The sequence below is a fragment of the Pseudomonas brassicacearum genome (assembly GCF_003732175.1).
GTDB lineage: Bacteria > Pseudomonadota > Gammaproteobacteria > Pseudomonadales > Pseudomonadaceae > Aquipseudomonas > Aquipseudomonas brassicacearum_G.
On the sequence record NZ_MOBI01000013.1, the window covers coordinates 236,039 to 246,926 of the forward strand.

The 10,888-nt window shown below is 58.6% G+C and carries 12 protein-coding genes; 5 read left to right on the forward strand and 7 right to left on the reverse strand.

Annotated elements, in window-relative coordinates:
- Positions 1–43: 43 nt before the first annotated feature.
- From BK658_RS11925 to BK658_RS11935, 3 genes are all read left to right on the forward strand, one after another.
- Complete coding sequence (locus tag BK658_RS11925; protein ID WP_123582449.1) at positions 44–802, forward strand: tRNA-uridine aminocarboxypropyltransferase; 759 nt, start codon at positions 44–46, stop codon at positions 800–802.
- A gap of 226 nt (positions 803–1,028) precedes the next feature.
- The gene (erdR, locus tag BK658_RS11930) at positions 1,029–1,679 is read left to right on the forward strand and encodes a response regulator transcription factor ErdR (protein WP_071551583.1); all 651 of its coding nucleotides are present in this window, start codon (positions 1,029–1,031) and stop codon (positions 1,677–1,679) included.
- A 75-nt stretch (positions 1,680–1,754) separates the two neighbouring features.
- Positions 1,755–2,117, forward strand: coding sequence for a diacylglycerol kinase (locus BK658_RS11935; RefSeq protein ID WP_123582450.1), 363 nt, complete (start codon positions 1,755–1,757; stop codon positions 2,115–2,117).
- A 124-nt stretch (positions 2,118–2,241) separates the two neighbouring features.
- Here the strand turns inward: BK658_RS11935 and BK658_RS11940 are convergent, their stop codons facing one another.
- On the reverse strand, positions 2,242–3,168 hold the full coding sequence (locus BK658_RS11940) for a LysR family transcriptional regulator (RefSeq protein ID WP_123582451.1): 927 nt from the start codon (positions 3,166–3,168) through the stop codon (positions 2,242–2,244).
- 136 nt (positions 3,169–3,304) lie between these two features.
- Between BK658_RS11940 and fpr the strand changes: the two genes are divergently transcribed.
- The gene (fpr, locus tag BK658_RS11945) at positions 3,305–4,084 is read left to right on the forward strand and encodes a ferredoxin-NADP reductase (RefSeq protein WP_003189055.1); all 780 of its coding nucleotides are present in this window, start codon (positions 3,305–3,307) and stop codon (positions 4,082–4,084) included.
- A 111-nt stretch (positions 4,085–4,195) separates the two neighbouring features.
- On the opposite strand, the gene tsaA is transcribed toward fpr, so the two are convergent.
- The 5 genes from tsaA to rimO all read right to left on the reverse strand — a co-directional run bounded on the left by tsaA (position 4,196) and on the right by rimO (position 8,148).
- The gene (gene tsaA, locus BK658_RS11950; RefSeq protein ID WP_123582452.1) at positions 4,196–4,894 is read right to left on the reverse strand and encodes a tRNA (N6-threonylcarbamoyladenosine(37)-N6)-methyltransferase TrmO; all 699 of its coding nucleotides are present in this window, start codon (positions 4,892–4,894) and stop codon (positions 4,196–4,198) included.
- A 2-nt stretch (positions 4,895–4,896) separates the two neighbouring features.
- Positions 4,897–5,364 (reverse strand): YehS family protein, encoded by a 468-nt coding sequence (locus BK658_RS11955; protein WP_123582453.1) that lies wholly within the window; start codon positions 5,362–5,364, stop codon positions 4,897–4,899.
- Positions 5,365–5,431: 67 nt separating this feature from the next.
- Entirely contained in the window at positions 5,432–6,142 is a 711-nt protein-coding gene (locus BK658_RS11960) for an rRNA pseudouridine synthase (protein WP_123582454.1), read from the reverse strand.
- A gap of 82 nt (positions 6,143–6,224) precedes the next feature.
- The gene (locus tag BK658_RS11965; RefSeq protein ID WP_123582455.1) at positions 6,225–6,698 is read right to left on the reverse strand and encodes a GNAT family N-acetyltransferase; all 474 of its coding nucleotides are present in this window, start codon (positions 6,696–6,698) and stop codon (positions 6,225–6,227) included.
- Positions 6,699–6,813: 115 nt separating this feature from the next.
- On the reverse strand, positions 6,814–8,148 hold the full coding sequence (rimO, locus tag BK658_RS11970) for a 30S ribosomal protein S12 methylthiotransferase RimO (RefSeq protein WP_103315472.1): 1,335 nt from the start codon (positions 8,146–8,148) through the stop codon (positions 6,814–6,816).
- 385 nt (positions 8,149–8,533) lie between these two features.
- Between rimO and BK658_RS11980 the strand changes: the two genes are divergently transcribed.
- Positions 8,534–10,375, forward strand: a complete 1,842-nt coding sequence (locus tag BK658_RS11980; RefSeq protein WP_404943177.1) for a potassium transporter Kup — start codon at positions 8,534–8,536, stop codon at positions 10,373–10,375.
- A gap of 59 nt (positions 10,376–10,434) precedes the next feature.
- Here the strand turns inward: BK658_RS11980 and BK658_RS11985 are convergent, their stop codons facing one another.
- Positions 10,435–10,761 (reverse strand): DUF3077 domain-containing protein, encoded by a 327-nt coding sequence (locus tag BK658_RS11985; protein ID WP_123582458.1) that lies wholly within the window; start codon positions 10,759–10,761, stop codon positions 10,435–10,437.
- Positions 10,762–10,888: the final 127 nt, after the last annotated feature.

Genomic DNA, 10,888 nt, shown 5'->3' on the forward strand with positions numbered 1-10,888 from the left:
TGTTTTTTGTGTCGATATTCCTTCCCTGCCGGTGCTGCCTTCGATGAGCAATACCGCCCCACGTTTTGCCACGAACGCCGTAGCCCGTCTGCGTGATGAGCGAGAAGAGGAGAGTACCAAGCCTTTTCTGGCCCGCGGTTCACGGGCGCCCCGTTGCCATACGTGCCGGGTGATCGAGAGTCACTGCCTGTGTAACTGGCGTCCCCAGGTCGGATCACAGGCCGGGGTTTGCCTGATCATGACCAGGAAGGAAGTGTTCAAGCCGAGCAATACCGGCTGGCTGATCGCTGACGTGGTCAGGGATAACTTTGCCTTTATCTGGTCGCGGACTGAAGTCGACCCGCAGTTGATCAAGCTTTTGTCCGACCCGCAATGGCAGCCTTATCTGGTCTTTCCCGGCGAATACGTTGCTCCCGAACGTGTGACTCATACGGTTGAGACTATCGGCGGGAAGCGCCCGCTGTTCATCCTGCTGGATGCAACCTGGACCGAGGCGAGAAAGATTTTTCGGAAAAGCCCTTATTTCGACAGGTTTCCGATTCTCAGCCTGCTCCCCGAAAAGCTCTCGCGGTACCGCCTGCGAAGGTCTACCCGAAGCGAACACCTGTGCACCGCGGAAGTGGCTGCGTTGTGCCTGGATCTGGCAGGGGATGTAGACGCTGCATCGGCACTGGGTGCCTATTTCGATGTGTTCAGCCAGCATTACCTCGATGCCAAACATCAGCTGGAAATGAATGTCTCGACCCCGGCCCATACAGAATTGCTGCCTTTCGTTGAACACACAGCGCCGGTCATGTCCTGAGAGTCGCCCATACTGACAGGTAACCACAGGTTTGCGGCTTGACCACCCAGGCTTCGCTGGGCATCCTTGGCGCCGATTGGGGTGCGGGCGAAGATTGAAACGCCGGTTTTATGGGCTCTTGGCGTTGAACGTGCCCTGTTGGTGCCGCTGTCTGGCGGTACCTCGAGTTGCCTTGGCGATACCTGAATGCATCAGGTCTGCCATAAAAAACAGGATCATTTGAAAGATGGCCACATACGAAATCCTGATTGCCGATGACCACCCTCTCTTCCGTAGCGCGCTGCACCAGGCCGTGACCCTGGGCCTTGGCCCCGAGGTTCGTCTGGTGGAAGTGGCGAGCATTGCCGAGCTGGAAGCCCGTCTGACGGAAAAGGCTGACTGGGATTTGGTGCTGCTGGACCTGAACATGCCGGGCGCGTACGGGTTCTCAGGGCTGGTGCTGTTGCGCGGTCAATACCCGCAGATCCCGGTGGTGATGGTTTCGGCTCAGGAAGAAGCCTCGATCATGGTGCGTTCCCGTGAATTCGGGGCCAGCGGTTTCATTCCCAAATCCAGTTCACTGGAAGTGATTCAGCAAGCGGTGCGCTCTGTGCTGGATGGCGATGTCTTCTGGCCGCCGCAGGCATTTGAAGCGGTCAGCGTTTCGGACGAGGCCAAGGCTGCCAGCGAAGGCTTGGCCAGTCTGACGCCACAGCAGTTCCGTGTATTGACCATGGTCTGCGAAGGTCTGCTGAACAAGCAGATTGCCTACGAGTTGAGTGTGTCGGAGGCGACGATCAAGGCGCACGTGACGGCGATCTTCCGCAAGCTGGGTGTGCGTACCCGGACTCAGGCGGCGTTGCTGTTGCAACAACTTGAGTCAATTTCGAGCCACTAACGGCGCTTCCATTCACGCTTTTTTAACTTCTGTTGATCTAGCTTTTCTACTCCTTCTGGTTCAGTTGCCTACTTTATGTCGCCTTTCAAAGGTCAAACCGGTCTCAAGCGCATTCTCAATGCAGGTGGTTATTCTCTCGACGGCCTGCGTGCAGCGTTCACTGGCGAAGCCGCTTTCCGTCAACTGGTGCTGCTCAATGTCATCCTGATTCCGCTGGCGTTTGTGCTGAATGTCAGCCACGTCGAGCGTGCCTTGCTGATTGCCGTCTGCATGCTGGCGCTGATTGTCGAGTTGCTCAATTCGGCCGTGGAAGCGGCAATTGACCGGATTTCCCTCGAGCGGCACCCGTTGTCGAAAAATGCCAAGGACATGGGCAGCGCTGCTCAGTTAATGGCCCTGAGCATGATCGTGATGGTGTGGGCGGTGATTCTGCTCTGACAAAACTGCCTGCGCGTCGACCAGACTGCGTTAAAAACAGGCTCGGAATGCTCATTTAGGTGCCTAAACTCCGCTTCCTCGCCTGTTTTTGCCTTGCCTGATCGCCGCTCGGCGAGTTTTCACCCTAGGCAATCGTCGGCAAAACGATCTCGTCGCTGCGCTGAACCCCGGCGGTGAAAGCGCGGCACAGGTCGAGAAACTCGCGCATGGCCGACGTCTGATATTTCTGTTTGTGCCAGATGAAATAAAACTGCCGCGCCAGATCCAGATCCGGCGTTTCCACCGCCACCAGACTGCCGCGGCGGAACGCGTCGCGTAGCGCCAACCGCGAAATACAGCCAATTCCCAAGCCAGACTCCACTGCGCGCTTGATCGCTTCGGTGTGTTCCAGCTCAAGCCGGATATTCAAGGCGCTTCGGTGATGACGCATAGCCTGGTCAAAGGTCAGGCGCGTGCCGGAGCCTTGCTCGCGAAGGATCCACGCCTCGTGCGTCAGCTCCTCCATGCTTGCCTGGCCACGGGCGGCCAGCGGATGTTGCGGGGCGCAAAACACTACCAGCTCATCCTCGACCCAGCTTTGTACCTCGATGTCCGGGTGGCTGCAGTCGCCTTCGATCAGACCCAGATCAATTTCATAGTGGGCGACTTGTTGCACGATGTTGGCAGTGTTCTGCACATGCAGCTTCACCTGGCTCTCCGGATGAAGCTGCATGAAGCTGCCGATCAGTAAGGTCGCCAGGTAGTTGCCGATGGTGAGGGTGGCGCCGACCGCCAGCGAGCCGAAACCGGACTTGCCGTTGAGCAGGTCTTCGATTTCCTTGGCCTGGTCGAGCAAGGCCACTGCCTGCGGCAACAGTTGTTTGCCCATGGCGTTGAGGCTCAGCCGCTTGCCGGCGCGGTCGAACAATTGGCAGCTGGATTGGCGCTCAAGTTCGGTGATCGAGGTGCTGGCCGCCGACTGTGAAAGGTTGAGCAGACCCGCAGCACGAGACACACTCTCTTGCTGAGCGACGGCGACGAAGACTTGAAGTTGACGTAGAGTAAATCGCATATCTATATAACCGATAACCCTTATCTTAATAATCCAGTTAACAGATATTGTCGCTGCCATTAGAATGCGATGCAATTGCGCGCTGCTCTCTTGGCGCAGAGCATGCGCAGACAAAATATCCAGGAGTTCCCCGTACATGAGCAACATGAACCACGAGCGTGTCCTCAGTGTTCACCACTGGAACGACACTCTGTTCAGCTTCAAGTGCACCCGCGATCCGGGCCTGCGCTTCGAGAACGGCCAGTTCGTGATGATCGGCCTGCAACAGCCCAACGGCCGCCCGCTTATGCGCGCTTACTCGATTGCCAGCCCGAACTGGGAAGAGCATCTCGAGTTCTTCAGCATCAAGGTTCCCGATGGTCCGCTGACTTCCCAGTTGCAACATCTGAAGGAAGGCGACGAGATCATCATCAGCAAAAAACCGACCGGCACCCTGGTGCTGGACGATTTGAAGCCTGGTAAGCATTTGTACCTGCTCAGCACCGGCACCGGTCTGGCGCCGTTCATGAGCGTCATCCAGGATCCGGAAACCTACGAGCGTTTCGAAAAAGTGATCCTGTGCCACGGCGTACGTTACGTCAACGAAGTCGCTTACCGCGAGTTCATCACCGAGCACCTGCCGCAGAACGAATTCTTCGGCGAGGCCCTGCGTGACAAGTTGATCTACTACCCGACCGTGACCCGCGAGCCGTTCGAAAACGAAGGTCGTCTGACCGACCTGATGCGCAGCGGCAAGCTGTTCAGCGACATCGGCCTGCCGCCGATCAATCCTGAAGATGACCGTGCCATGCTCTGCGGCAGCCCGAGCATGCTCGACGAAACCAGCGAAGTATTGAACAGCTTCGGCCTGAAAGTTTCGCCGCGTATGCGTGAGCCCGGTGACTACCTGATCGAGCGTGCGTTCGTCGAGAAGTAAGTTGTTGTTCCGGTGACGCAGAGCGTCACAGGATGCATTCCCACGCAGAGCGTGGGAACGATCAGCCCGCGTTGCCTGAGAAGGTTGCGCGGGCTTTTGCGTTTCTGGCGTTCAGGTTTTCGCAGGGATGACTTCGAGGACGCGAATCAGCCCGGCTTCCGGGTAATGCCAGCGTACGTCCAGGTCCCAGAACTGTGCGCCGTATTCGCGTTCGGGTGCAGGTGTCTGGTAAGCCGGGCGTGGGTCTTGCGCCAGGCATTGCTCGATCAGCTCGACCAAGGGCTCTTCAAGGCGCTGGGCGTGGGTATGAGCCTGTTGCAAGGCTGCATCCGCCCACTGCACCGGAATCAGTTGCGGCGCGGCGCTGGCGATCTCGTTGGACGCACCCGGGATGATATCGGCGTAGGGCACGTAGGGTTTGATGTCGAGAATCGGCGTACCGTCCAGCAGGTCAATGCCAGAGATCCACAGGCGATTGGCTTCAACCTTGTCCAGCTTGACCACCGATTGACCAATGCCATTGGGGCGATGGGTCGCGCGCGTCGCGAACACGCCCATGGACTTGTTACCGCCCAAGCGCGGTGGGCGGACTTTGAGTCGCGGCTTGTCTTCCAGTGCCTGATGAAACAGGAACAGCAGCCAGACATGGCTGACCTGCTCCAGGCCTTGCACCGCATCACCCTGATCGAACGGCGCCACCAGTTCCAGAGTGCCGCGAGCGGCCGGAGCCAGTTGCGGCTGACGCGGAATGGCGAACTTCTCCTTAAAGCAGGAGCGCACGAAGCCAATCGGAGAAACGCTGTAGCTCATGATCAGCCGCGAACGCGCAGGGTCAGGCCCTTGAGGAAATTGCGCAGCAACTGGTCGCCGCAAGGGCGATAGTTGGTGTGGCCGAACTTGCGAAACAGTGCGCTCAGCTCAGGCTTGGAGACCGGGAATTCGGCGGCTTTGAGGATTGCGTGCATGTCGTCTTCTTTCAGTTCGAAGGCCACGCGCAGTTTCTTCAGGATGATGTTGTTGGTGACTGGCAGCTCGATCGGCTGCGGTGGACGGCTTTCGTCCTTGCCGCGCTTGAAGAGCACCAGGCCATCAAGGAAGTGCGCCATGACGTCGTCCGGGCAGCGTACGAAGCCTTCCTCGTCTTCTTCTTTCTTGTCGAGGTACGTCACCAGGTCGGGCAGGGTGACATCCATGCCGCCGAGCTTGATGATCTCGATGACTTTTTTGTCGCTGATGTCGAGCATGTAGCGCACGCTGCGCAGTACGTCATTATGAATCATGTGTGCAGTCCTGATCATTCAGCTGTGGGCGTTGCCGTTAACGGCGACGCCGAAATGTGTGGCCGCCTTAGAATTTCTCTTTGGCAGACAGATAGCGCCATTGGCCCACCGGCACCTTGCCGATGGAAACACCGCCGATACGGATGCGGCGGATGGCGACGACCTTGAGGCCGACAGCCTGGCAGAGCTGGGCGATGATGCCCGGTTGCGGGTTTTTCATCGCGAAGCGCAGGCGATTTTCGTTCTGCCAGCTGGCTTTGACCGCTGGCAGTTCCTTGCCTTTGTACGACAGGCCGTGGGTCAGGCGGTTGAGCCCGTGAGCGACCATGTCGCCTTCGACCTCGACCACATACTCTTGCTCGATCTTGCTGGCATCGGCAGTGAGTTTGCGCAGGATCTTCCAGTCCTGGGTGAATACCAGCAGCCCGCTGGCGTTGGCCTGCAGGTCGGCGCTGGCGGTCAGGCGCAGGAAGTGGCCCTTGAGCGGACGTTTGCTGAAGCGGTGTTCTTCGCTCAGGGTCTCGGGGCCGATCAGTTGCAGGGCGGTGTCGGCATCCATGCCCGCTGGCGCGTGCAGCAGGATGGTTACCGGTTCCGGTGCGGTGGCCTTGGCTTCGGGGTTGAGTTCGACTTTCTGGGTGTCGACCTTGAACTGCGGCTCATCGATGACTTCGCCGTCCACGGTGACCCAGCCGCCCTCAATGAACAGCTCAGCCTCCCGACGGGAGCAGCCGACGAGCTCGATGAGGCGTTTGGAGAGACGAATCGGGTCAGTCATGACAGGGGCCGTTACAAAAGGGGGGAGGCATTGTACCTGCCTCGCGCCGGTTAATCGCGGGTCCATTTGCCTTGTGTGGCTTTTAGCCGCGCCGCGCCTGTTGATTGGCCTGCTTCAAACGCATGTGCAGCAGTGGATAAGGCTGGCCCATGCCATCGACTTCCGAGCGTCCGATGACTTCGAAACCCTGTTTGAAATAAAACCCCAAGGCTTGCGGGTTCTGTTCGTTGACGTCCAGTTGATCGGCGTTGAGGTGTTCCATGGCGTAGTGCAGGAGTTGTTTGCCCAGGCCCTCGCCACGGTGTTCGGGGGCGATAAAGAGCATTTCGATCTTGCCTGCCGCAACGCCGGCGAACCCGGTGATGTGCTGGTGTCGGTCGCGGGTGCAGATCAGCATGACGGCATCCAGATAGCGAGTAAGCACCAGATTTTTCAGCAGCTCGATGTAACTGTCCGGTAGAAAATCATGCGTGGCGCGGACCGATGCCTCCCAGACCCGGGTCAGTTCTTCGTAGTCGCTGTGTTTCGGTGTGTGGATGACCGAATGATGGCGCATGTCCGCCTGCCCCTTGTTCTGTGCGTGAGGTTAAATCCTCTTGCTGAACAATACGATAGACGTAAAAAAGCCCCGCATCTCGTGAAGAGGGCGGGGCTTTTCATTTTTTTTGCGTTTAGATCTGTTCAGCCCACAGGTCGTATTCGTCGGCGTCGGTCACTTTGCACCAGACCTTGTCGCCCGGCTTGAGGTTGCTGCCGTTGTCGATGAATACGTTGCCGTCGATTTCCGGGGCGTCGAAGAAGCAACGGCCGACCGCGCCTTGCTCGTCGACTTCATCGACCAGCACTTCAATTTCACGGCCGATGCGCATTTGCAGGCGCGCCGAGCTGATGGCCTGCTGGTGCGCCATGAAGCGATCCCAGCGGTCTTGCTTGACGTCATCCGGAACGATCTCCAGATCCAGATCGTTGGCCGGGGCGCCTTCAACCGGCGAATACTGGAAGCAGCCGACGCGGTCGAGCTGGGCTTCGGTCAGCCAGTTCAGCAGGTACTGGAAGTCTTCTTCGGTTTCGCCTGGGAAGCCGACGATGAAGGTCGAACGGATGATCAGGTCCGGACAGATCTCGCGCCAGTTCTTGATGCGCGCCAGGGTCTTGTCTTCGAACGCCGGGCGTTTCATCGCCTTGAGGACTTTCGGGCTGGCGTGCTGGAACGGGATGTCCAGGTACGGCAGGATTTTCCCGGCGGCCATCAGCGGGATCAGTTCGTCGACGTGCGGGTACGGGTAAACGTAATGCAGGCGAACCCAGACGCCGAGGGTGCTGAGCGCTTCGCAGAGTTCTGTCATGCGGGTTTTCACCGGCGCGCCATTCCAGAAACCGGTGCGGTACTTGACGTCAACGCCGTAGGCGCTGGTGTCCTGGGAAATCACCAGCAGCTCTTTAACGCCGGATTTGACCAGGCGCTGGGCTTCGTCGAGCACATCGCCCACCGGACGGCTGACCAGTTTGCCGCGCATCGACGGGATGATGCAGAAGCTGCAGCTGTGGTTGCAGCCTTCGGAAATCTTCAGGTAGGCGTAGTGACGCGGCGTCAGCTTGATGCCTTGCGGCGGCACCAGGTCGATCAGCGGGTTGTGGTCCTTGCGCGGTGGCACGACGTCGTGCACGGCGTTGACCACTTGCTCGTACTGCTGCGGACCGGTGACGGCCAGCACGCTTGGGTGTACGTTGCGGATGTTGCCTTCTTCGACACCCATGCAGCCGGTGACGATGACCTTGCCGTTTTCCTTGATAGCTTCGCCGATCACTTCAAGGGATTCGGCCTTGGCCGAGTCGATGAAGCCGCAGGTGTTGACCACCACGACGTCGGCGTCCTGATAGGTCGACACGACGTCATAGCCTTCCATGCGCAGTTGGGTAAGGATGCGCTCGGAGTCGACCAGTGCTTTCGGGCAACCCAGGGATACGAAACCAACTTTAGGGTTGGCCGGCGTTGTGGTGGACATGTCTAACCTCGGTGTTTTGTGACGCCTCCAGCCGAAAACGGCAAGGCGACAGACGGGCACTTGAAGTGCCTCTGATCAAAAAGTGCGCAATTCTAGCGATGGTCGGCGCACTTGACCAGCTTTATGGAGGGAAATACGACGAGTGCTGCGCTATGCTTCGCGCCGTTACACCCAGGCGTATTTTTTCAGTCAATAAATCGCCTGTATCAATAAGTAAAACAGCGCATGCTGCACGGCAGTCTGCGCAGGTTGGCAAAGCGCAGGCGCTTGTTCGCGTCGTGCTTTTTACATGAAGCCCCGGTCTTGGTGGCAGGAGTGGTTGATGGGTCAGGCAAGTAGTCAGGCAGTAGGCTCAGCGCATTCCGGGGCAGCAAAGCCCTTGGGAATGTTGGTGGCGGCGGTCGGGGTGGTTTATGGCGATATCGGTACCAGCCCGCTTTATACCCTCAAAGAGGTGTTTACCGGCGGCTATGGGGTGCAAGCCAACCATGACGGCGTATTCGGGATTCTGGCGCTGATTTTCTGGTCGCTGATCTGGGTCGTCTCGATCAAGTACGTGTTGTTCATTCTGCGTGCCGACAACCAGGGCGAAGGCGGGATCATGGCCCTGACCGCGCTGGCGCGGCGAGCCTCGGCATCGTATCCGCGGCTGCAATCGGTGCTGGTGATCCTGGGCTTGATCGGCGCGGCGTTGTTCTACGGCGACAGCATGATCACCCCGGCGATTTCCGTATTGTCGGCGGTGGAAGGTCTGGAGCTGGCATTCGAGGGTCTCGAACGCTGGGTCGTGCCGCTGTCGCTGATCGTACTGGTGGGGTTGTTCCTGATCCAGAAACACGGCACTGACCGCATCGGCAAATTGTTCGGTCCGGTGATGGTGTTGTGGTTCGTGGTGCTGGGTGTCATGGGAGGCCTTGGCATTTCCCGGTACCCGGAGGTGCTGCAAGCGCTGAATCCGGTCTGGGGCGTACGCTTTTTCGAGGTTCATCCTGGCATAGGTATCGCTATTCTTGGCGCGGTGGTGCTGTCGTTGACCGGTGCTGAAGCGTTGTATGCGGACATGGGCCACTTTGGTCGCAAGCCGATTGCCCGTGCCTGGTTCGCGTTGGTGCTGCCGGCACTGGTGCTCAACTACTTTGGGCAGGGCGCCTTGCTGCTGGAGAACCCGGACGCCGCGCGTAACCCGTTCTATCTGCTGGCACCGGGCTGGGCATTGATTCCATTGGTCGTGCTGTCGACGCTGGCAACGGTGATCGCTTCCCAGGCGGTGATTTCCGGTGCGTTCTCCCTGACCCGTCAGGCGATTCAACTCGGTTACATTCCACGCATGCACGTTCAGCACACCTCAAGTGCCGAGCAAGGCCAGATCTACATCGGCGCGGTGAACTGGACGCTGATGGTCGGCGTTATTTTGCTGGTGCTGGGTTTCGGGTCTTCCAACGCTCTGGCCTCGGCTTACGGTGTGGCGGTCACCGGGACCATGCTGATCACCAGTATTCTGGTGGCGGCGGTCATGCTGTTGCTGTGGAAATGGTCGCCTATCCTGACGGTGCCGATCCTGGTCGGCTTCCTGCTGGTGGACGGGCTGTACTTCGCTGCCAACGTGCCTAAAATCGTGCAGGGCGGCGCCTTCCCGGTATTGGCGGGGATTGTGCTATTTATCCTGATGACCACCTGGAAGCGCGGTAAAGAGCTGCTGGTGGATCGACTGGATGAGGGCGGTCTGCCATTGCCGATTTTCATCAGCAGTATTCGCGTGCAGCCACCTCACCGGGTCCAGGGTACGGCGGTGTTCCTGACCGCGCGGCCGGATGCGGTGCCCCATGCGCTGTTGCACAACTTGCTGCACAACCAGGTGCTGCATGAGCAGGTGGTGTTGCTGACGGTGGTTTACGAGGACATTCCACGGGTGCCGACGCAGCGACGGTTTGAGGTCGACTCCTACGGTGAGGGCTTCTACCGGGTGATCCTGCACTTCGGCTTTACGGACGAACCGGATGTGCCGCAAGCGCTGAAGCTGTGCCATCTCGATGAGCTGGACTTCAGCCCGATGCGTACGACGTACTTCCTCAGCCGGGAAACGGTCATCACCTCCAAGCTTGTCGGCATGGCTCGCTGGCGTGAGGCGTTGTTCGCCTTCATGCTGAAAAACGCCAACGGCAACTTGCGGTTCTTCAAGTTGCCGGTGAACCGGGTGATTGAGCTGGGTACACAGGTAGAAATGTAAGCCTCACAAAAAGCCCCCGTTGCCAGTTTGGTAACGGGGGCTTTTTCGTCTCTGTGCCTTTAGTTGCTTTCAGGCCGCGGGTCTTCGGATTTGGTCTTTGTCCGGGCAGGTCGCGGGGTCAGGACCTTTACCACATCATCAATCACCGCCTTACTCATTGCCGTCAGATAATGCGCGGCCCAGGCATGGCGGTCGGTGTCTTTTGCGAAGGCGGCATCCTGAGCAAAGGATCTGGCGAGAAACAGCAGATCGGAGGCCTGTGCCAATGCATCAACGATGGGGACGCCGGCACGGACGTTGAATAAGGCCTGGTCCGAGCAGTAGATGAGAGGGGTCAAGCCGATGGTTTTCAGTTCTGAAGGTGAGGGCGTATCTACTTTGGTCATGTGTAATTCCTAATTTGAGGGAGCTGTCACATTCGTTTCCAAGCGAATGGGTGACGGCTGTGCGCAGGTTGGAAAACCGGAAAATTAGGAAACCGGCACGTCCGAAGACGTCCCGCGCACAGCCGCC